The sequence below is a fragment of the Falsirhodobacter deserti genome (assembly GCF_004015795.1).
Taxonomy (GTDB): Bacteria; Pseudomonadota; Alphaproteobacteria; order Rhodobacterales; family Rhodobacteraceae; genus Falsirhodobacter; species Falsirhodobacter deserti.
In genome coordinates, this window is record NZ_ML137218.1 from 461,948 (window position 1) to 482,005 (window position 20,058).

Genomic DNA, 20,058 nt, shown 5'->3' on the forward strand with positions numbered 1-20,058 from the left:
ATGATCAATCCCGACCCGGCCCTTCTGCAGGCCGCCAGCGAGGTGCGGCTGAAGGCCTATGCACCTTATTCGAAGTTTCCGGTGGGCGCGGCGATCCGCACCTTGTCGGGCAAGATCTTCGTTGGCTGCAACGTCGAGAATGTTGCCTATCCCGAAGGTACCTGCGCCGAGGCGGGCGCCATCGCGGCCATGATCGCCGGGGGCGAGGTGCAGATCGCCGAAATCCTCGTGATTGCCGACAGCCCCGAACCCATCCCGCCCTGCGGCGGTTGCCGCCAGAAGATCGCGGAATTTGCCGGGCAGGGCGTACCTGTCACCCTGTGCACCACGGACGGCAAGGCGCGTGACCTGACGGTGGCCGACCTGCTTCCCGGTGCGTTCGACAGCCATCATATGGATCGCGCGAAGTGAGCAGGGGGCGCGTTTTCCTGACGGTGCTGGACCGTGCCGGCTGCGGCGGTGCCCCCGACGCAGCCGCATTCGGGGATGAAGGCGCGAACACGCTGGCCCATATTGCGCAGCGCCGTCCGCTTCACATGCCGGTGCTTGACGGCCTTGGGCTTGGTGCCGCCATCAGGCTGGCCAGCGGTGATGACGCGCCGGGCCTTGGGGCGAAGCCCACCGGCCTTTGGGGCGCCGCGACAGAGGTTTCCCGCGGCAAGGACACCCCCTCCGGCCATTGGGAGCTTTCGGGCGTGCCGGTGCCGTGGGACTGGGGCTATTTCCGTCCTTTTACCCCCTTCGATGAAGATGTGGTTGCCGAAGTCTCACGCCTTGCCGGCACGGATGGAATTCTTGACGGCGGCCATTCCGGCGGCATCGCCATCATCGGCAAGCTGGGGGAAGAGCATCTGCGCACGGGCCGTCCCATCTGCTATACCTCTGTCGACAGCGTTTTCCAGATCGCCGCGCATGAAGAGGTGTTCGGCCTTGGCCGCCTTCTGGACCTGTGCGAGGCGCTGGCCCCCATGCTGCACGCCCGGCGCGTGGGCCGGGTGATCGCGCGTCCCTTCACGGGCATGCCGGGCGCATTCAGACGCACGGGCAACCGGCGTGATTATGCCATTGCCCCGCCGGGTGCGACGATTCTGGATCGCGCGCAGGCGACCGGTCATGTCACCCATGCGGTGGGCAAGATCGGCGATATCTTCTCTCATCGCGGGATCGACCATCTGCACGAGGGAACGGATGCCGAACTGGCCGAACATCTGGTGCGGCTGGGGGACGAGGCCGAGGATGGTGCACTGGTTTTTTCCAACTTCGTGGAGTTCGACAGCCTGTATGGCCACCCTCGCGATGTGGATGGGTATGCCCGCCATCTGGAATGGTTCGACACGGTCGCGGGCCGCCTGATCGACCGCCTGCGCCCCGATGATATCGCCATCTTCACCGCCGATCATGGCAACGATCCCACATGGCGCGGCAGTGACCACACGCGCGAACGTGTGCCGGTGCTGGTGGCTGGGCGGCAGGGGCAGCTTGGCCTGATCCCCTTCACCGGCGTTGCCGATCTGGTGGCCGGCCATCTGGGGCTGGCATGAGGGTCGATCTGACGCTGGACCTGATTGGCGCAGCCCCGCCGCGCCTTATCGCCGATATGGCGCGGGAAAAGGACATGGACCTGTCGGGCCTGTTCCGCGATGGCGGCTATGACCTGAAGCACGGGTTTCTGGCGGCCTATGATGCGGTTTCGGGCGTGGTGGTGACGCCGCGCGATCTGGCACGTCTGGCGGATGCGGTGCTGCAGGACGGATATTCCGAACTGCGCCTGACGCCGCGCGCGGGCTGGGCCGACATGGTCGCAGGCGTGGCCGAAGGCGCGGCGGGGCGGCCCCATACCGTTATCGCCCGCCTGCCGCGCCATCTGGGGGCCGAGGCGCTGCGCCCAATGGCCGAATGGGCCGCCGAACAGGGCAGCCCGCTGGCGCTGACCGGCACCTTCGGCACGGAAAAGGATTTTGCGTGGTGCCTTGATTGCGCGGTGGAAGCGGGGTTGCCGCTGATCCTTGACGGCACCGACATCTCGCGCGGTCCTCTCCGCATCCGCTGTGCCACCTTGGGCGATGCCGAGGCGGAACGTTTCGCCGAAGCGGGAACCGGGGTGGAGCTGACAGATTGGAAGCAGGCGGGGCGGCTGTACGATCGCGGCGTTCCGCTGGTGCTGGGGCGGGGCTTTGCCGCCTTTGCGCCGCTTGATCTTTCCGAACGGCTTCATGAAGCCTTCGACTGGGATGAAGGTGTTTTCCGCGATCTGGAGCGTAAGGCCCTTGCCGTCGCCGCCTGCGATGATACGACCCGCGCCCGACTGATGGAGATGATCGATGCCTGAACACCTGACCGTCGTGACGCACCCGCTGGTGCAGCACAAGCTGACGCTGATGCGCAAGAAGGACACCTCGACGGCCAGCTTCCGGCGCCTGCTGCGCGAGGTGAGCCTGCTGCTGGGATACGAGGTGACACGCAACCTCGACATGACGACCACGCGGATCGAAACCCCCGTGATGGCGATGGACGCCCCGATCCTGGACGGCAAGAAACTGGCGCTGGTGTCGATCCTGCGGGCGGGCAACGGGCTGCTGGACGGGCTGCTGGAACTGGTGCCGGCGGCGCGCGTGGGCTTTATCGGCCTTTACCGCGATCCCGAAACGCTGAAGCCTGTGCAATATTACGCCAAGGTGCCCGAAATGCTGGAGGACCGGCTGACCATCGCCGTCGATCCGATGCTGGCCACGGGCAACTCCTCGGTCGCGGCGATCGATCTGCTGAAGGAAAAGGGCGCGAAGAACCTGCGCTTCCTGTGCCTGCTCGCCTCGCCCGAGGGGGTGGAGGTGATGCGGAAGGCCCATCCCGACGTGCCGATCATCACGGCATCGCTGGATGAACGGCTGGACGATCACGGCTATATCGTGCCGGGCCTTGGCGATGCAGGCGACCGCATGTTCGGCACGAAGTAGCCTTCAGCGGCAGATGCCGGACAGGCTGACCCATTCGTTATCGTCCATGATCGGACGGGGGGCACCTTCGGGATAGGGATCGTCGGCCATCAGGGCGGCGGTCCTTTCCGTTTGGGGCAGCGTGCGCAGCCATGGCGTCAGCGGCACCTGGGCCTTGGTGAAGCGGGTCAGCAGTTCCTCGGCCGGAACCTCGGGCGGGCGATCTTCCGCCAGCGCCTTGCCATAGCCGTTCATCGCGCCATCGGGCAGGCGGCCCGTGGTCAGCAGCCGCAGCGTTGCCCAAAGGCCGGCATGCTGCAGCAGCGGGCGCAGCGGATCGTCCAGCTGGCTGCGCATTCCTTCGGCCAGTGCAGCACCGGCCACGGCGTCGGGGCTGTCGTGGTTTTCCACCAGCGAGGCCGGGATCAGGATCTGCCGGTTGGGCAGGTGGACGGGATGATCCAACCCTTCGCGCACGACGATGATCTTCCACGATGCGGCCCCGAAAACGCGAGTGGCCAGCGTTTCGGTGGCAGCGCGGCCAAGCGGTGCGGCGCAGGGCGCCCCTGTCACGCGGACCATGTCGGCCAGTGCCATTTCGCCCAGCCGTGCCCGCGTGGCGGCGGGCGCCACGTCGATGGTATGCGAGATGATGGCCCCCGGCACGAAGAAGGCCCCCAGAACGACCAGCCCCAGCACGCCCCCCAGCATCCAGTTGCGCAGGCGCCCCGGATGGGGGCGGGCAGCCTCGATCGCGCCGCGAACGGTGGAAAGGGCCGCGATCATGTCCGCCTCTTCGATCTCCACAACCTCGCCGTCCTGATCATCGCCGGGGGCATAGATGGCCGGCACCTGATCGTTCAGCCGCTGCACCGCGGGCAGGGACCAATGGGCAAGGGGTTGTTCGCTGCGCGGATCAGCGATGATCAGCGATGCTTCGCGAAAAAAGACGATGACCTCGCGGCGGGGGGCTTCCGCCGTTTCGCGCCAAAGGCCGGGGCATTCCAGACGGGCATACTGGCGCAGGGCGGTCATGCGTCGTGAATTCATGGGCGGACCCTAGTGGTCATGCGTCTCTCCCACAGCCTCGCGCCAGTGCCGGCGACAAAGCGAGACATAGGTTTCGTTCCCGCCGATCTGCACCTGCGCACCTTCGCGCAGGGCCAGCCCGTCGGGGCCGCGGCGGACGACCATCGTCGCCTTGCGGCCGCAATGGCAAATGGTGCGGATTTCGCGCAAGTCATCGGCAAGGGCCAGCAAATTGGCCGATCCGGGGAAAAGCTGCCCCCGGAAATCGACCCGCAGGCCATAGCACATCACGGGAATGCCCAGATCGTCGGCGACCCGCGCAAGCTGCCAGACCTGTTCGCGGGTCAGGAACTGCGCCTCGTCCAGAAAGATGCAGGCGGGCGGGGCCACGGCCTGACAAGCCTGCACGCGGGCAAAAAGATCGCAATCGGGGGTAAAGGTTTCGGCATCCGCGCCGATGCCGATGCGGCTGGCGATGCGGCCCATGCCTGCGCGGTCATCCAGCGCGGCCGTCAGGGTCATGACCTGCATCCCACGTTCGCGGTAGTTGTGCGCCGCCTGCAAAAGCAGCGTCGATTTTCCCGCGTTCATCGTGGAGTAATGGAAGTAAAGCTTCGCCATGCGCCATTCCATAGCGCAGGGCGAAGCCTTGGGAAAGTGGCCCTTAGCGGGCGGCGCGGCGCGGCGCCGTTGTTCCGCCCGGTTTGCCCTGCGGGCGCGGCGAACGGGCCTTGACGGCGGGCTTGCCGGGGGCTGCACCGCGCGGCTTGCCCTGTGGGCGACCGCGGCCCTGGCTCGGCTTGGGCGCAGCGGCAACGGCATCGGCGGCCCACGGGGCACCACCGACCACCGGGATGGCCTTTTTCAGCAGCTTCTCGATGTCGCGGAATTCGCCCATCTCGGCGGGGGCGCAGAAGGCGATCGCACGGCCTTCGGTGCCGGCGCGCGCCGTCCGCCCGATGCGGTGGACATAGTTTTCGGCAACGTTCGGCAGGTCATAGTTATAGACATGCTTCACGCCCGGAATGTCGATCCCGCGTGCGGCCACATCCGTGGCGACCAGGATTTCCACCGTGCCTTCGCGGAATTCCTGAAGCGTGCGCTCGCGTTGGTTCTGGCTTTTGTTGCCGTGGATTGAACCGGCTTGGAAGCCCCAGCTGACCAGCAGCTTCATCAGCTTTTCCGAACCGTGCTTGGTGCGGCCGAACACGATGCACCGCTCGCCCGGATGTTCCTTGAGATAGCTTTCCAGCAGCTTGGCCTTGTCACCCTGCGGGGTGAAGTGGACGGCCTGCGTCACCTTGTCGGCCGGCTTGCCGGGGGGCGAAACCTGCACCTTCACGGGGTTGCGAAGATACGTGCCCGCCAGTTCCTCGATATCCTTGGGCATGGTGGCCGAGAACAGCATCGTCTGGCGCTTCAGCGGGATATACTTGGCAATCTTCCGCAGGCTGTGGATGAAGCCCATGTCCAGCATGTGGTCGGCTTCGTCCAGCACCAGATAGCCGCATTTTTCAAGGCTGACAGCGCCGCGTTCCAGCAGGTCGATCAGGCGGCCGGGCGTTGCGACCAGCACATCGGTGCCGCGCGCCAAACGTTCCGATTGCTTGTGGATCGATGCGCCGCCCACGACAGTGGTCACCTTGGTGGGCGTGCCCTTCGTGAAGGTCAGCAGGTTCTCGGAAATCTGGCTGACCAACTCGCGGGTGGGCGCAAGGATCAGTGCGCGGACGTGGCGCGGCCCTGCGGGATGGTGAATTTCCAGCAGGCGGTGCAGCAGCGGCAGGCCGAAGGCCGCCGTTTTGCCGGTGCCGGTCTGGGCAAGGCCCATCAGGTCCGCACCTTTCATGATGTGCGGGATGGCCTGTTCCTGGATCGGGGTCGGCGTGGTCAGGTTGGTATTGGAAAGGGCATTCAGCAGCTTTTCGCTGAGGCCGAGATCGGCAAAAGTCGTCATGGGACAGTCCCTGATGTTGCGGTGGTATGCGGCAGGATTGCCGCGGGACCCCTGCGTGATCGTGGGAACCGGATGACCGTGCCTTTGTCGGCTGCTCACGCGGCAGCGGCGGTCGGTTGATGTGCAGATGGACGTGGGCGGGCGCGAAGTCAACCCTCTGGCCACGCGCGGCGCTTTGCGATATGTGGCCCGCATCCCTGTTTCTCGGAGCCTGCGCCATGAAAGCTGCCGTCATCACCTATCCGGGGTCCAACTGTGACCGCGATCTGGCCGTCGCCTTCCGCGATGCGGGGGCCGAGGTCGTGACGGTCTGGCACAAGGAAACCGAACTGCCTGCCGGCGTGGACGTTGTCGGCGTTCCGGGCGGCTTTTCCTTCGGCGATTACCTGCGCTGCGGCGCAATCGCGGCCCGCTCGCCCATTACCGGCGCGCTGGCGCGCCATGTGGAGCGTGGCGGCTATGCCATCGGCATCTGCAACGGCTTTCAAGTCCTGACCGAAACGGGCCTGCTGCCCGGTGCGCTGATGCGCAATGCGGGTCTGAAATACATCTGCAAGCAGGTGCATCTGAAGGTGGAAACCGCCGACAGCGCGTTCACGCAAGGGTATGCCAAGGGCAGCGCCATCACGGTGCCGATCGCGCATCACGACGGCAACTATACCGCCGATCCCGAAACGCTGAAAGCGCTGGCGGCCGAAGACCGGATCGCCTTCACCTATCTGGACAACCCTAACGGCGCGATGAACGACATCGCGGGCATCCTTTCGGCGAACCGCCGGGTGCTGGGCATGATGCCGCACCCCGAACGCGCAATGGACCCGCTGCTGGGTAGCGGCGACGGCCGGGCGATGTTCGACGCGCTTGTGGGCAGAATGGCGCTTGCCTGAAACGCGCCCGCTTGAGGGTGGGGGCAGGCAGGAATATCCTGCCACCATGGCTCGGCGTGATCACAGGGATGAGGATGGCGATGCCCGCACGGGAATCTCGTGGCGGGTTCGTCTTGTCATCACGATCCTTACATTGATCGCGATCGGTGCGGTTCTGGTCACCAACCGCTGGATGACGGAACGTGCGACCGAAACCACGCGCAACCGCGCCGAAGTGCGGATGGCGCTTTATTCGGGCAATCTGCTGAACGAATTGCAGCGCACCTCGGTCGTGCCGCTGCTGCTGGCGCGGGATTCGGCGCTGATCAACGCGCTGTCCTCTACCGAGTTCACGGCCACGTCGCAGCGTCTGATCTCGTTCCAGACGGAAATCGGGGCGGCGTCCATTTCGCTTCTTGACCGGACGGGGCGGGTCGTGGGGGCCACGAACCGCAACCTGCTGGGCGCATCCTTCCGCAACGAGGCCTATTTCGTCGATGCGATGCGGACGAAGGACACCGTTTTTTCCGCTACGCGGCGCACGGAAGGGGCGTTCGATTTCACCTATTCGCGGGCCGTGGTGCAGGACAACCAGGTGATCGGCGTGGTCGCCGTGGCGGTCGACCTGATGAAATACGAAAGGGCCTGGGCCGGATTGCAGGATGCGGTTCTGGTGACAGACAGCGAAGGTGTCGTGATCCTCGCGACAGAGCCGCGCTGGCGCGGGTTGAAGCTGACAGACGCGCTGGCGGTGCAGGACGCGCCTTCGGCGATCCGGCGCGCCTTCCAGTTGACGGCAGACTGGGCGCAGGAACCGCCCGACGCCTACTTGAAGGGCGAGGCGGTGCTGCGTGCCGATGCGCGGGTGCCGTTCCGTGGCTGGCGGCTGATCACCTTCACGGCCTATGACGCGGTGCGCGAAAGGGTGAATGCCATTCTTGCGCTGGAGATCATGGGCTTTGCCATCCTCCTTGCCGCGACGTTCTACATGCTGTCGCGCCGGGCATGGTCGCAAAGCATGTCGTTCCAGCGCGAATCTGCCGAGCTGCGCCTGTTGAACCAGCGCCTTCAGCGCGAGATCGCGGAGCGGGAAAAGGCCCAGAAGGATCTTGCCGTGGCCGAGGCGACGCTGGCGCAATCGTCCAAGCTGGCGGCGCTGGGCGAGATGTCGGCTGCGGTCAGCCACGAGCTGAACCAGCCGCTGGCAGCGATGAAAACCTATCTGGCAGGTGCGCGCCTTCTTTTGCAGCGCAAGCGGGCCGAGGAAGCGATGTCCTCGTTCCAGCGGATCGATGATCTGATCGAGCGGATGGGCGCAATCACCCGCCAGCTGAAATCCTATGCCCGCAAGGGCGGAGAGGCGTTCGAGCCTGTGGACGTGCGCCATTGCGTGTCCGGCGCGCTGTCGATGATGGAACCGCAACTGAAGGTGCGTGTGGTGCGGATCAACCGGCAGGTTCCGCGCGCGCCCGTCATGGTCATGGCCGACCGGCTGCGGTTGGAGCAGGTGATCATCAACCTGTTGCGCAATGCGCTGGATGCGACAAAGGATGTGGGCCAGCCGCAGATCGACATCACCTTGCAAGTGGGTGCCACCGTCAGCCTGACGGTGCGCGACAACGGCCCCGGTATCGCAGATCCGGCCAATCTGTTCGAACCGTTCTATACCACCAAGAAGCCGGGCGAGGGCGTCGGCCTCGGGCTCGCGATCTCCTCGGGGATCGTGCGCGATCTGGGGGGGCGGCTGACGGCGAAGAATGCCGAAGGGGGCGGGGCTGTTTTCGAGGTCCAGCTGCCCTTAATTGAAAAGAAGACAGAAGCAGCAGAGTGAGGTTAGAATGGCCCGCACGATGAAGGTCGCTATCGTCGATGACGAAGCGGACATGCGGCAGTCGGTCAGCCAGTGGCTGGCGCTGTCGGGGTTCGATACGGAAGCCTATGCCTCCGCGGAAGAAGCGCTGAAGGCCATCGGGCCGGATTATCCCGGCGTGGTCGTCAGCGATATTCGCATGCCCGGCATGGACGGGATGGCGATGCTGAAGCGGTTCATGAGCCTTGATTCCGCCCTGCCGGTCATCATGATCACCGGCCATGGCGATGTGCCCATGGCGGTGGAGGCGATGCGGCTGGGGGCCTATGACTTTCTTGAAAAGCCGTTCAACCCGGACCGGATGACCGAATTGGCCAAGAAGGCCACGCAGGCGCGGCGCATGACGCTGGACAACCGTGCCCTGCGACGCGAGCTTTCGGACGGCAGCGTGATCATGAAGAAGCTGATCGGCGCCTCCCCCGCGATGGAACGTTTGCGCGAGGATATTCTGGATCTGGGGCAGGCTGACAGCCACGTGCTGATCGATGGTGAAACCGGCACCGGCAAGACGCTGGTGGCCCATGCGCTTCATGCCGTGGGGCCGCGCGCGGGCAAGAAGTTCGTGACCATTTCCTGCGCCGCATGGACCGAGGACCAGCTTCAGGCCCGCCTGTTCGGCCCCGTGGAGGAAGGCGGCCTGCCGCTGGTGGACGAGGCCCGCGGCGGCACGCTTTGCCTTGAGGACGTGGAGGCGCTGAGCCATCCGCTGCAGTCGCGCCTGCTGACGCTGATCAACGAACAGGATATCCCGCCGGAAACGCGCATCATCGCGATCTGCAACCAGCATTCGCCTGACAAGACGCTGGAGGATGTGCTGCGGCCGGACCTGTTCTATCGACTTGGAGCGATGACTATCGTGTTGCCGCCGCTGCGCACGCGCGGCGAAGACATCCTGACGCTGTTCACGCGCATGTCCGAACAGTTCGCCGAGGAGTATGGCTGCGATGCCCCGCAGGTGACCGCGCAGGAAGCGGCGCAGCTTTTGCAGGCCCCCTGGCCGGGCAATGTGCGCCAGCTGGTGAATATTGCAGAACGGGCGGTGCTTCAGAACCGTCGTGGGTCCGGGTCCATCGCGTCGCTGCTGATGGCGGATAACGAAGCCTCTGGCCCGGCGCTGACCACGGAAGGAAAGCCGCTGAAGGATTACGTCGAGGCGTTCGAACGGATGCTGATCGACAACACGATGCGCCGGCACAGGGGGTCCATCGTCGCGGTGATGGAAGAGCTTTGCCTGCCCCGCCGCACCCTGAACGAGAAGATGGCGAAGTACAGCTTGCAGCGCGCCGATTATGTCTGAAACCACGGCGCGTGATCCCGCGCCGTGAAAGGCCGCTCGATGCTGCGTATCGTGTTGCTTTGCCGTGTCGCTGCCGTCTGCGCGTATCAGCCGCAGCAAAAGGGGCGCCATGCCACCGGCGCCCTGACTGGCAGCCCCGCGGAGGAGGTTCCGAGCGGCGGCATCCGTGATGGTGCGTAAGTCGGTGGGGTGCAGTGAAATCCGCCTGTGGAAAAGACCCATTGTCTTTTGCGCCGCGCTGACCTTATTGTCGCATGACGTGGGTCTGTCCGCCATGCGGCAGCCACGTGACCGAGTTTTGCCACCTGCCATGGACCAAAGGGGAAGCCCTTCAGGCCGTGACGGACGGCGCAAGCGGCCTTCACCGGGCCGGACCATTCACCCACCGAAGCTTCGGCGGGTCGATCAACAGGGCGCGCGATGCGTCCGGGACAGAACCGCGATGGACGCAGGAGTGACGACAAAGGATGAGAGGTGCCCCCGCGGCGCCCCGTCCGTTTGTCCTCCGCGCATTCTCGCCCCTACAAGCCGCCACTTGCAGATCCGCCCCCATTCCCGCTTGCGCGGGCAGGGCCTCTGTCTGGGCGCTATGGATAACAATGGCCAAGAAAATGCTTATCGATGCCACCCACCCGGAGGAGACCCGGGTCGTGGTGGTGGACGGAAACAAGGTCGAGGATTTCGACTTTGAAACCGTCAACAGACGCCAGATCTCTGGCAACATCTATCTTGCAAAGGTAACGCGGGTCGAACCGTCGCTTCAGGCGGCCTTTGTCGATTACGGCGGGAACCGCCACGGCTTCCTCGCCTTTGCCGAGATTCACCCCGATTATTACCAGATCCCCGTCGCCGACCGCGAGGCGCTGCTGGCCGAGGAGCGGGCCTTTGCCCGTGACGACGAGGAAGAAAAGAAGCAGGCCGAGGCCGAGGAAACCGCTTCCGACGACGAGGATTCGGACGAGATCGAATCCGTCGCCGAAGAGGATGTGAGCGACGAAATCCGTGCGCCCCGCAAGCCGCGTGCGCGCCGCTACAAAATCCAGGAAGTGATCAAGGTCCGGCAGATCATGCTGGTGCAGGTTGTCAAGGAAGAACGTGGCAACAAGGGTGCCGCGCTGACGACCTATCTGTCGCTGGCGGGCCGGTACTGCGTGCTGATGCCGAACACGGCGCGGGGCGGCGGGATTTCCCGCAAGATCACGCAGGCCGCCGACCGCAAGAAGCTGAAGGAAATCGCGGCAGAGCTGGAGGTGCCGGAGGGCGCCGGCCTGATCATCCGCACGGCGGGTGCTAAGCGCACGAAGCCGGAAATCCGTCGCGACTATGAATACCTGATGCGCCTTTGGGAACAGATCCGCGAGCTGACGCTGAAATCCGTCGCGCCGGCCCAGATCTATGAAGAAGGCGATCTGATCAAACGCACGATCCGCGACCTGTTCAACCGCGAGATCGAGGAAGTTCTGGTGGAGGGCGAGGGTGGCTATCGCACCGCCAAGGACTTCATGCGGATGATCATGCCCGATCACGCACGGCAGGTGAAACGCTATTCCGATCCGATGCCGCTGTTCGCGCGCTATCAGGTGGAAAGCTATCTGGGCGGCATGTTCAACCCGGTCGTTCAGCTGAAGTCGGGCGGCTATATCGTCATCGGCGTGACCGAGGCGCTGGTTGCGATCGACGTCAACTCCGGCCGGGCCACCAAGGAAGGCTCGATCGAGGAAACGGCGCTCAAGACCAACCTCGAAGCCGCCGAAGAGGTGGCGCGCCAGCTTCGCCTGCGCGATCTGGCCGGCCTGATCGTGATCGACTTCATCGACATGGACGAGCGGAAGAACAACATCGCCGTCGAAAAGCGGATGAAGGAAAAGCTGAAGACCGACCGTGCGCGCATCCAGATGGGCCGCATTTCGGGCTTTGGCCTGATGGAGATGAGCCGCCAGCGCCTGCATCCGGGCATGCTGGAATCCACCACGCAGCCTTGTGCGCATTGCCACGGCACGGGCCTGATCCGGTCCGATGACAGCCTTGCCCTGCAGGTTCTGCGCCAGCTGGAGGAAGAGGGCACGCGCAAGCGGTCCAAGGAAGTGTTGCTGAAGGCGCCGGTCGCCGTCATCAACTTCCTGCTGAACAACAAGCGTGAGCATATTGCGCTGATCGAAACGCGTTACGGCATGGCCGTGCGGATCGAGGCGGACCCGCATCTGGTTTCGCCCGACTATTCGATCGAGAAGTTCAACACCGCAACGCGCATCGTGCCTGCAAGCCAGGTCGTGACGGGCGATGCCTCGCTGATGGGCGATCTGGTGGAGGAAGAGGAAGACCTCGACCTGCCGGTGCCGGTCGAGGAGGAAGAAGCGCAGGTGGAGGCGCAGCCGGAAGCGGTTGAAGAAGAGGGTGAAGGTCCTTCGCGCAAGAAGCGCCGCCGCCGTCGCCGCCGGAAGGGCAACGGCGCCGAAACCGCGATGAGCGATGTGGCCTCGGACGAGGATACGGCTGGCGGTGAAAGCATCGCCGAAGAGGTTGCGGCAGCGCCGGTCGAACCGGAGCCTGCACCCGCGCCGGCACCTGTTGCGGAAGAGCCCGCAGCCGAAGCCGCGCCGGTAGAGGCTGCTGCCGAGGAAGCACCCGCTGCCGAAGCGCCCCGCCGCCGGACGCGCACGCGCAAGAAGGCAGAGCAGGAGGCGGTTGCGGAAGCCGTGGCCGAAGAAGCTGCCCCCGCGCCCAAACGCACGCGGAGCCGCAAAAAGGCCGAAGAGCCTGCGGTTGCGGCAGAGGAAGCGCCCAAGCCGCGCACCCGTTCCCGCAAGAAGGCGGAGCCGGTTGCCGAGGAGGCCGCCGAGGCCCCTACGCCCAAGCGCACGCGGAGCCGCAAGAAAGCCGAGGCTGTGCCAGCCGAAGCGCCCGCACCCGTGGCTGCGCCCGCGCCCGCCCCGGAATCCGCCGAAGAGGCGCCCAAGCGGCGCCGCGGCTGGTGGGCCGTCAACACCTGATACTGAAAGGGCGCCTTCGGGCGCCCTTTTCGCACGATGAAGTGACGGGCGGCGTCTCGTGAAGAAGGGCCTGTCATGGTACGGACAGGAAAAGGAGGCGCCATGTTCGGGTTTGATGTTATGGATGCCGGGCTGGTCTCGGCGATGATGATCGCACTGGTTGCGGGCGTCCTGAGCTTTCTGAGCCCCTGCGTTCTGCCGATCGTTCCACCCTATCTGGCCTATATGGGCGGCATCAGCATGTCCGACATCAACGGACAGCGCCGCCGCCGCATCCTGCTGCCGGCGCTGTTCTTCGTGCTGGGTCTTTCCACCGTGTTCGTGTTTCTTGGAATGGCGGCTTCGGCGCTTGGATCGCTGCTGCTGCAATACCAGGGGCTGATGACAAAGGCCGCCGGCTTGGTCGTGATCGTCTTCGGCCTGCACTTTCTTGGCCTGTTCCGCATTCCCATCCTTGACCGCGAGGCGCGGGTGGATGCAGGGGATCGCGGCGGTTCGGCGCTTGGTGCCTATGTGCTGGGGCTGGCCTTCGCCTTTGGCTGGACGCCCTGCATCGGCCCGCAGCTGGGCGCGATCCTGTCACTGGCCGCAAGCGAGGCGAACGTGACGCGCGGCACCGCGCTTCTGGGCGTTTATGCGCTGGGTCTCGGGCTGCCCTTCCTGCTGGCGGCCCTGTTCATCAACCGCGCCGTCGGCGTGATGAACCGCCTGAAGCCGTGGATGGGCGTGATCGAAAAGGCGATGGGCGTGCTGCTGATCATTGTGGGCGTTGCGCTTGTGACGGGCATGTTCACGGCGTTTTCGTTCTTCCTGCTGGAAAACGTGCCGGTCCTTGGGCGCTTGGGTTAACGCGCCTGATACCAGCGCAGCACGTAAACGCGGATGGCCGAGGCGAGGTTCGACTCCCCCCGCGTTTCGTCGATCTCGGCGGCAAGCTGGTTGAAGGCCTTGCCTTCATTTTGCGCGATGCTGCGGAAAGCCTGCCAGAACTCCCGCTCCAGCGTGACGGATGTGCGGTGGCCGTGCAGGGTCAGCGAATGCTTCTCAGGTCCGTTCATTCAGCATCGTCGCGTTCATGTCCGTCAAGGGTGCGGCGGGCCTTTTCGGCCTCTGCCTGCTGACGGTGACGTTCGGCCTTGGTCAGGCCGAACTTCGCTGCATTGGCGTCGCCCTGTGCGCGCTTTGCATCACGCTCGCGCGTTTTGCGAACGGCGCGCAGGTTGACGATCTGTGCCATCAGCCTTTCGGGCCGATCATGTCTTCGGGCCGCACGACGCGGTCGAACGTTTCACCATCGACAAGGCCGAGGTTGATCGCCTCCTCGCGCAGGGTGGTGCCGTTCTTGTGCGCAGTCTTGGCCACCTTGGTCGCGTTGTCATAGCCGATGGACGGCGCCAGCGCCGTGACCAGCATCAGCGATTCCTTCATCAGCTTGTCGATCCGCGCGGTGTTGGCCTGCGTGCCCACGACCATGTTGTCGGTGAACGATCCCGCCGCATCGCCCAGCAGCTGCATGGATTGCAGCACGTTGTAGGACATCATGGGGTTGTAGACGTTCAGCTCGAAGTGGCCCTGCGACCCAGCAAAGCCCACGGCCGCGTCGTTGCCCATGACATGGGCGCAAACCATGGTCAGGGCCTCGGCCTGCGTCGGGTTCACCTTGCCCGGCATGATCGACGATCCCGGCTCGTTCTCCGGCAGGATCAACTCACCCAGGCCCGAACGGGGGCCGGAGCCCAGAAGCCGCAGGTCGTTTGCGATCTTGAACAGCGAGGCAGCCACCGTCTTCAGCGCGCCCGAGAACATGACCATCGCATCATGCGCGGCCAATGCCTCGAACTTGTTGGGCGCGGTGACAAAGGGCAGCCCGGTGATGGACGCAATTTCCGCAGCAACGCGGGTGTCCCAGCCCACGCGGGTGTTCAGGCCGGTGCCGACGGCGGTGCCGCCCTGCGCCAGTTCATAGATGTCGGGCAGGCAGGCCTTCACCCGCTCGATCCCCTTTTCGACCTGCTTGGCATAGCCGCCGAATTCCTGGCCCAGCGTCAGGGGCGTGGCATCCTGCGTGTGGGTGCGGCCGATCTTGATGATGTCCTTGAATTCCGCGGACTTCTGGACCAGCGCCTTGTGCAGCTTTTCAAGGCCGGGGATCAGCGTGTCGCGTGCCATCATGCCGATGGCGACGTGCATCGCGGTGGGGAAGGTATCGTTGGAAGACTGGCCCATGTTGCAGTGATCGTTCGGGTGGACGGGCTTCTTGGAGCCTTTCTCGCCGCCCAGCATCTCGATCGCGCGGTTGGAGATGACCTCGTTCGCGTTCATGTTGGACTGGGTGCCCGAACCGGTCTGCCAGACGACCAGCGGGAAGTTGTCGTCGAACTTGCCCTCGATCACCTCGGTCGCGGCGGCGGCGATGGCGTCCGCCAGCTGGGCATCCATGTCGCCCTGCGCCTTGTTCACCAGCGCACAGGCCTTCTTGATGACGCCAAGCGCGCGAATGATCGCGACGGGCTGTTTTTCCCAGCCGATCGGGAAGTTCTGGATGGAGCGCTGCGTTTGCGCGCCCCAGTACTTGTCGGCGGGAACTTCAAGCGGGCCGAAGCTGTCGGTCTCGGTGCGGGTCGCGGTCATGGCCATCCTCCTGATCTTGCGCCCCCGTGATAGGACGAGCGGGCGGTCAGATCAATCGGCATGCCTTTGCATACGGCGATATTGCCAGATGCGGGCTGGCGGCAGGTTGGCCCAGATCTTGGGGCCGCGTTCGCAGCGCAAAAGAAGTTCCGCCGCGACGCCTTCGGCGATGGGCGCCCGCGAAGAATAGGTGAACTGCGTGAAGGATGCGCCCGGTGCCAGCATCCGAAAGGCACTGCCGATGATGTTCATCTGCACCGTTTCCGTCATCGAAAGCAGGGGCAGGCCCGAAATGACGGCCCCGATGCCTGCTTCGACCGTGCCCGAGGCGGTTGCCGCGCTGGCGCAGTGAACGGTGATGCCGGGGAAGCGTCGGCGCAGCAGGTCGCAGAAATCCGGGTTCGTTTCGAACACCGTAAGATCCTGCGGGCGGATGCCGCGATCAAGGATTGCGCGGGTCAGCTTGCCCGTGCCCGCCCCGAATTCCACCACCCGCCCCGACAGCGGCGAAAGATGCGCCACCATCGCCCGCGCCAGATCGTCCGAGGAGGGGGCAAGGGCCACCACCTCGTGCGGGCGAAGGATCAGCTGTTTCATGAAAAGACCGATATCCGACATCGCGCGCGCTCCGCTTTTGCGAAGCAGGCTATGCCGGATGCGTAACGGATCTGCGACTATTTGCGGAACTGGTCCAGGCTGACGATCTCGGCATCGCCGCGGGGCGGTTCGGGCTGCGTTTCCTCTTCCTCGTCATCCTCCTCGTCGTCGTCGTCCTGGTCCTGCGTTTCAAAGCGCAGGCCGAATTCGACCGAGGGATCGACAAAGGTGCGGATGGCGTCAAAGGGAATGGCCAGCGGCTCGGGCTGGTTGCCGAAGTTCAGGGTGATCGTGAAACCTTCATCCGTCACGACCAGGTTGTCGAACCAGTGCTGGATCACCACCGTCATCTCTTCGGGGTAACGGGCGCGAAGCCAGTCCGCCATCTCCACCTCGGGGTGGTTGGTGTCGAAGGTGATGAAGAAATGATGCGCGCCCGGCAATCCGTCACGCGCGACATCCTCCAGCACGTTCTGGATAAGTGTGCGCATCGCGCGATGCATCAGGGTGCCGTAGTCGATCGTGGTGGCCATGCGCTCCTCCGGGGTGTTGGAAGCAGCATAAACGGTTGGCCAGCGAAGGGAAGGGGAGGTGCAGGATTCTGTTGCCAGGCTCCTGCGGGCCCCGCCTTACGCGGCTAAGCGCAAGGACTTAGGTTTCGATAACCTTTACTGCTTACGCAGCAACGGCCATCGGAGCACGGTTGTCGTTGGCAACTGTACAATTCGGACCGATAACGGTGGTACCTCACCGAGCGAAAGCTGGCCCCTTTAGACGTTCGTCGATCCTGTTTCGGCCCCCTCCGCCCCCAACGAGGGAGTCTATGGTGGAGCCGCCGGGTACCGCCCCCGGGTCCGATCCGCTTATTACGGGTGCGTTTATCGCCATAGTCCGGGCAAGCCCGAACAGCCCCTATATAGGCCCCTGTGTGCCGCGCGGCAAGGGGCGGAACCTGCCCCGTTCCAACGGCTTGCTCCGCCAAGGGAGTGGCCGATGGCCAAGTCACGAGCCATGGCAAGAACGGCAGCGGCTGGTGAACATGGCCCGCCCGAACTGGGCGACTGGCGGGAAACCGGTAACGGCAAAGGCGGCGGCGACACGCGCGGAGAGGGTGAAAGCACCGGCCACCAGTCTGGCCGCCACATCATCGCAATCAAGGGCAAGAAGAAAACGGGGATGACCGATGACAACTGGGCGCACATGGCCCGGGTGGGCGGCCATATCAAACGCCACGGGGGCGCAGGGCGGGCCCCAGAAGGACAAGGAACAGAGCGACGGGCGCTTTTCCCTGATGAACTGGGGCCACGATCCGGTGACTTGATCAGAAGCCTGCCTTGATCTCCTCGAAAGTCTGGACCATGCGGTCGCGCATCTGGCTGTCCAGCGGGGTTTGCGCCAGCATGGGGGCATCCACCGGATCCAGATAGGCGGCCTTCAGATCCTCTTCCGACACCTCGGCCATGCCGGCATCGTTGGTGTGGGCATAGCCGATATTGTCCACCAGAACCTGCGCGGATTCCGGTGCCAGCCACGCGTTCATGAAGTCATAGGCCTTGTCTTCGTTGCCCGGCCCGTCCTTGAAGTTGACATAGCCGCAGAAGAACGAGGATGCGCCTTCCTCCGCCTGACGGTTGAAGGCGATGGGGAAGCCGTCTTCCTGCATCAGCGCCACGCCATCGTTCCACGACCACGCAACCTGCACCTGACCGCCTGCCATCAGCTGCGTCAGCTCGGCAGGGTCGGCCCAATAGGCGACGACGTTCGGATGCACGTCGCGCAGCCATTGCGCGGCGGCTTCGAACTGTTCGTCGGTCGCCTGCGTCCAATCGGTGACGCCCGTTGCGATATAGGCCAGCGCCCAGATGTCATCGGTGTTGTCGGGCAAAGAGATGCGGCCCGCATATTTCGGATTGGCAAAGACCTGCACGCTTTGCACGTCTTCTTCCGGCACCGTGTCGGGATTGTAGGCAATGGCGGTATAGGCGTAATCGGTCGGGATGAACCACACACCCGCGTCATCAGCGAAGATGGAGGAGTCCTTGAACCGCTGGTCGATCTGGTCATAGGCCGGGATGCGGCTGACATCCCACGGCTCGATCAGGCCGGCATCGCGATACCGCGAGACCATCTGCGAACAAGGATGGCCGATATCGGCTCGAAAGCCGGAGGCGACCTTCTGGAAGGCTTCGTCATCATCGCCGAACAGCGAATAGGTCGGCGCATCGCCATGCTGGTCAAGGTAACCCTGCACCAGTTCGGGGATATCGAAACCCGCCCAGTCCAGCGCGATCAGGTCGCGATCGGCGGCAAGGGCGGGCAGGGCAAGCGCAGTGGCCGAGGCGGCGCCAAGAAGCGTCTTGAGCGGGGTCATGCGGGATCCTCCGGAAAGGGCGTGGGTATGGGCGGATGTTACAGGTCGGTGCCTTGCGGCGGCAAGGCCGGATTGGGCGACGGCAAGGCATTTGCACAAACCTTCCGCAGCCTTGGCACGCCCGCGGCTTCCACTATCTGTTCGGCAACATTGGATGGGGGCAGGATGACATCGTTTCGCGCATTGGTGATGGAAAGGGACGGCCCGACCGCCCTTCGCGAACTTGACGAGGCGCTGCTGCCCAAAGGCGATGTGACCGTCGATCTGGAATGGTCCGACCTGAACTACAAGGACGGGCTGATCCTGAACCGGCAGGGCGGGATGGTGCGGGATTTCCCGCATGTGCCGGGGATCGACTTTTCCGGCACCGTTGCCGCGTCGGACGATCCGCGTTTCGCACCGGGGGACCGGGTGGTCCTGACCGGCTGGCGCGTCGGGGAACTGCATTGGGGCGGCTATGCCACCCGCGCCCGCGTGAAGGGCGACTGGCTGGTGCCGCTGCCGGATCATCTGTCCACCCGCGATGCGATGGCGCTTGGCACGGCGGGCTTTACCGCGATGATGGCCGTGATGGCGCTGGAGGATCACGGAATCGCCGAGGGGGAGGTTCTGGTGACCGGTGCCTCGGGCGGTGTGGGATCCGTGGCGGTGGCGCTGCTGGCGGCGCTGGGCCGTCCGGTGGTGGCGGTCAGCGGACGCGAGGGCGCGGCCGCCTACCTGACGGATCTGGGCGCTGCACGCATCCTGCCCCGCGCCGAATTCGCCGAACCCGCCGCCAAACCGCTGGAGCCCGAGGCATGGGCCGGCTGCATCGACAATGTGGGCGGAACAACGCTTGCGCGGGTGCTGGGGCAGATGCGGTATCGCGCCTCGGTCGCGGCCGTGGGGCTGGCGGGCGGGACGGAGCTTTCCGTCAGCGTGGTGCCCTTCCTTCTGCGGGGGGTGAACCTGCTGGGCATCGATTCCGTGATGTGCCCCGCAGACCTGCGCCGGCGGGTGTGGAACCGGATCGCGGCCGACATGCCGATGGACAAGGTTCGCGGCACTGTCACCGAGGTGACGCTTGCCGATCTTCCCCGTCTTGGGGCGGAAATCTTGAAAGGCGGTGTGCGCGGGCGGACCGTGGTGAATCTGCGCGCATGACCGACGCGCTTATTCTCCGGTTCCGCGGCGATCTTCGCCTTGCGGACAATCCCATACCGGCGGCGGCCCATGAAGCGTGCTGCCCGCTGACTCCCATGTTCATCCTTGATCCCGAAACCGAGGCGACCGGCGCAGCCCCCCTCGCCGCTTTCTGAACGGGCCGGACGGGCATGTGACGGCGAGCGATGACATGCGCCTGCGCGAGACCTCAGGCCTCACGCCTCGCGCTATTTCCGGATCTTCAATCCTGCCACGCAGACGAAAAGTTCGACCGTGCAGGCCGCTATCGCACAAGGTGGCTGGCCAACGGGCCGGATGCGGACGCCCCGCGCCCCGCACCGCTGAACGGCCTGAACGACGGGTGGGAGCGGACG

The 20,058-nt window shown here is 64.8% G+C and carries 21 protein-coding genes and 1 other RNA gene; 12 read left to right on the plus strand and 10 right to left on the minus strand.

Annotated elements, in window-relative coordinates; all coding sequences use genetic code 11:
• Genes JX25_RS02340 through upp form a run of 4 tightly spaced genes read left to right on the plus strand, consistent with a single transcriptional unit; the run spans nucleotide 1 to nucleotide 2,954 of the window.
• On the plus strand, nucleotides 1-411 hold the full coding sequence (locus JX25_RS02340; RefSeq protein WP_128253509.1) for a cytidine deaminase: 411 nt from the start codon (nucleotides 1-3) through the stop codon (nucleotides 409-411).
• Nucleotides 408-1,541 (plus strand): phosphopentomutase, encoded by a 1,134-nt coding sequence (locus JX25_RS02345; RefSeq protein ID WP_128253510.1) that lies wholly within the window; start codon nucleotides 408-410, stop codon nucleotides 1,539-1,541. Before JX25_RS02340 ends, JX25_RS02345 begins: the two co-directional genes overlap by 4 nt.
• Nucleotides 1,538-2,329, plus strand: coding sequence for an amidohydrolase family protein (locus tag JX25_RS02350; RefSeq protein ID WP_128253511.1), 792 nt, complete (start codon nucleotides 1,538-1,540; stop codon nucleotides 2,327-2,329). Before JX25_RS02345 ends, JX25_RS02350 begins: the two co-directional genes overlap by 4 nt.
• A complete protein-coding gene (gene upp / locus JX25_RS02355; RefSeq protein ID WP_128253512.1) occupies nucleotides 2,322-2,954 on the plus strand; it encodes a uracil phosphoribosyltransferase in 633 nt (210 codons plus the stop codon). Before JX25_RS02350 ends, upp begins: the two co-directional genes overlap by 8 nt.
• Before the next feature lie 3 nt (nucleotides 2,955-2,957).
• On the opposite strand, the gene JX25_RS02360 is transcribed toward upp, so the two are convergent.
• Genes JX25_RS02360 through JX25_RS02370 form a run of 3 tightly spaced genes read right to left on the minus strand, consistent with a single transcriptional unit; the run spans nucleotide 2,958 to nucleotide 5,919 of the window.
• Nucleotides 2,958-3,983, minus strand: a complete 1,026-nt coding sequence (locus JX25_RS02360) for a hypothetical protein (protein ID WP_241557831.1) — start codon at nucleotides 3,981-3,983, stop codon at nucleotides 2,958-2,960.
• Between the two features lie 9 nt (nucleotides 3,984-3,992).
• The gene (locus JX25_RS02365; protein WP_128253513.1) at nucleotides 3,993-4,583 is read right to left on the minus strand and encodes a thymidine kinase; all 591 of its coding nucleotides are present in this window, start codon (nucleotides 4,581-4,583) and stop codon (nucleotides 3,993-3,995) included.
• A 43-nt stretch (nucleotides 4,584-4,626) separates the two neighbouring features.
• Nucleotides 4,627-5,919, minus strand: a complete 1,293-nt coding sequence (locus tag JX25_RS02370; RefSeq protein ID WP_128253514.1) for a DEAD/DEAH box helicase — start codon at nucleotides 5,917-5,919, stop codon at nucleotides 4,627-4,629.
• Between the two features lie 218 nt (nucleotides 5,920-6,137).
• Here JX25_RS02370 and purQ point away from each other — a divergent pair, with 218 nt between their 5' ends.
• The 5 genes from purQ (at nucleotide 6,138) to JX25_RS02395 (ending at nucleotide 13,791) form a co-directional block, all read left to right on the plus strand.
• A complete protein-coding gene (purQ, locus tag JX25_RS02375; protein ID WP_128253515.1) occupies nucleotides 6,138-6,806 on the plus strand; it encodes a phosphoribosylformylglycinamidine synthase subunit PurQ in 669 nt (222 codons plus the stop codon).
• A 46-nt stretch (nucleotides 6,807-6,852) separates the two neighbouring features.
• Nucleotides 6,853-8,616 (plus strand): sensor histidine kinase, encoded by a 1,764-nt coding sequence (locus tag JX25_RS02380; RefSeq protein ID WP_128253516.1) that lies wholly within the window; start codon nucleotides 6,853-6,855, stop codon nucleotides 8,614-8,616.
• Nucleotides 8,617-8,623: 7 nt separating this feature from the next.
• On the plus strand, nucleotides 8,624-9,952 hold the full coding sequence (locus tag JX25_RS02385; RefSeq protein ID WP_128253517.1) for a sigma-54-dependent transcriptional regulator: 1,329 nt from the start codon (nucleotides 8,624-8,626) through the stop codon (nucleotides 9,950-9,952).
• Between the two features lie 599 nt (nucleotides 9,953-10,551).
• A complete protein-coding gene (locus JX25_RS02390; protein WP_128253518.1) occupies nucleotides 10,552-12,942 on the plus strand; it encodes an Rne/Rng family ribonuclease in 2,391 nt (796 codons plus the stop codon).
• Between the two features lie 102 nt (nucleotides 12,943-13,044).
• Complete coding sequence (locus JX25_RS02395) at nucleotides 13,045-13,791, plus strand: cytochrome c biogenesis CcdA family protein (protein ID WP_128253519.1); 747 nt, start codon at nucleotides 13,045-13,047, stop codon at nucleotides 13,789-13,791.
• Here the strand turns inward: JX25_RS02395 and JX25_RS02400 are convergent.
• The 6 genes from JX25_RS02400 to ssrA all read right to left on the minus strand — a co-directional run bounded on the left by JX25_RS02400 (nucleotide 13,788) and on the right by ssrA (nucleotide 17,116).
• Nucleotides 13,788-14,000: a ribbon-helix-helix domain-containing protein gene (locus JX25_RS02400; protein WP_128253520.1), complete on the minus strand. Its 213-nt coding sequence runs from the start codon at nucleotides 13,998-14,000 to the stop codon at nucleotides 13,788-13,790. The genes JX25_RS02395 and JX25_RS02400 overlap by 4 nt on opposite strands.
• The gene (locus JX25_RS02405; RefSeq protein WP_128253521.1) at nucleotides 13,997-14,179 is read right to left on the minus strand and encodes a DUF4169 family protein; all 183 of its coding nucleotides are present in this window, start codon (nucleotides 14,177-14,179) and stop codon (nucleotides 13,997-13,999) included. The genes JX25_RS02400 and JX25_RS02405 overlap by 4 nt, the downstream gene beginning before the upstream one ends.
• Nucleotides 14,179-15,573 carry a class II fumarate hydratase gene (gene fumC, locus JX25_RS02410; protein WP_128253522.1) on the minus strand — a complete coding sequence of 465 codons (1,395 nt, stop codon included), beginning with the start codon at nucleotides 15,571-15,573 and terminating at the stop codon, nucleotides 14,179-14,181. Before fumC ends, JX25_RS02405 begins: the two co-directional genes overlap by 1 nt.
• Nucleotides 15,574-15,624: 51 nt before the next feature.
• A complete protein-coding gene (locus JX25_RS02415) occupies nucleotides 15,625-16,170 on the minus strand; it encodes a class I SAM-dependent methyltransferase (protein WP_128253523.1) in 546 nt (181 codons plus the stop codon).
• A gap of 77 nt (nucleotides 16,171-16,247) precedes the next feature.
• The gene (locus JX25_RS02420; protein WP_128253524.1) at nucleotides 16,248-16,703 is read right to left on the minus strand and encodes an SspB family protein; all 456 of its coding nucleotides are present in this window, start codon (nucleotides 16,701-16,703) and stop codon (nucleotides 16,248-16,250) included.
• A 57-nt stretch (nucleotides 16,704-16,760) separates the two neighbouring features.
• Nucleotides 16,761-17,116: a transfer-messenger RNA gene (gene ssrA / locus JX25_RS02425) on the minus strand.
• 47 nt (nucleotides 17,117-17,163) lie between these two features.
• Between ssrA and JX25_RS02430 the strand changes: the two genes are divergently transcribed.
• Complete coding sequence (locus tag JX25_RS02430) at nucleotides 17,164-17,508, plus strand: DUF3140 domain-containing protein (RefSeq protein ID WP_338323017.1); 345 nt, start codon at nucleotides 17,164-17,166, stop codon at nucleotides 17,506-17,508.
• On the opposite strand, the gene JX25_RS02435 is transcribed toward JX25_RS02430, so the two are convergent.
• Nucleotides 17,492-18,541 carry an ABC transporter substrate-binding protein gene (locus tag JX25_RS02435; RefSeq protein ID WP_128253525.1) on the minus strand — a complete coding sequence of 350 codons (1,050 nt, stop codon included), beginning with the start codon at nucleotides 18,539-18,541 and terminating at the stop codon, nucleotides 17,492-17,494. The genes JX25_RS02430 and JX25_RS02435 overlap by 17 nt on opposite strands.
• A 165-nt stretch (nucleotides 18,542-18,706) precedes the next feature.
• Between JX25_RS02435 and JX25_RS02440 the strand changes: the two genes are divergently transcribed.
• Both JX25_RS02440 and JX25_RS02445 read left to right on the plus strand, forming a co-directional pair.
• The gene (locus JX25_RS02440) at nucleotides 18,707-19,684 is read left to right on the plus strand and encodes an MDR family oxidoreductase (RefSeq protein WP_128253526.1); all 978 of its coding nucleotides are present in this window, start codon (nucleotides 18,707-18,709) and stop codon (nucleotides 19,682-19,684) included.
• Nucleotides 19,681-19,839 (plus strand): deoxyribodipyrimidine photo-lyase, encoded by a 159-nt coding sequence (locus JX25_RS02445; RefSeq protein WP_277750065.1) that lies wholly within the window; start codon nucleotides 19,681-19,683, stop codon nucleotides 19,837-19,839. Before JX25_RS02440 ends, JX25_RS02445 begins: the two co-directional genes overlap by 4 nt.
• Nucleotides 19,840-20,058 lie beyond the last annotated feature (219 nt).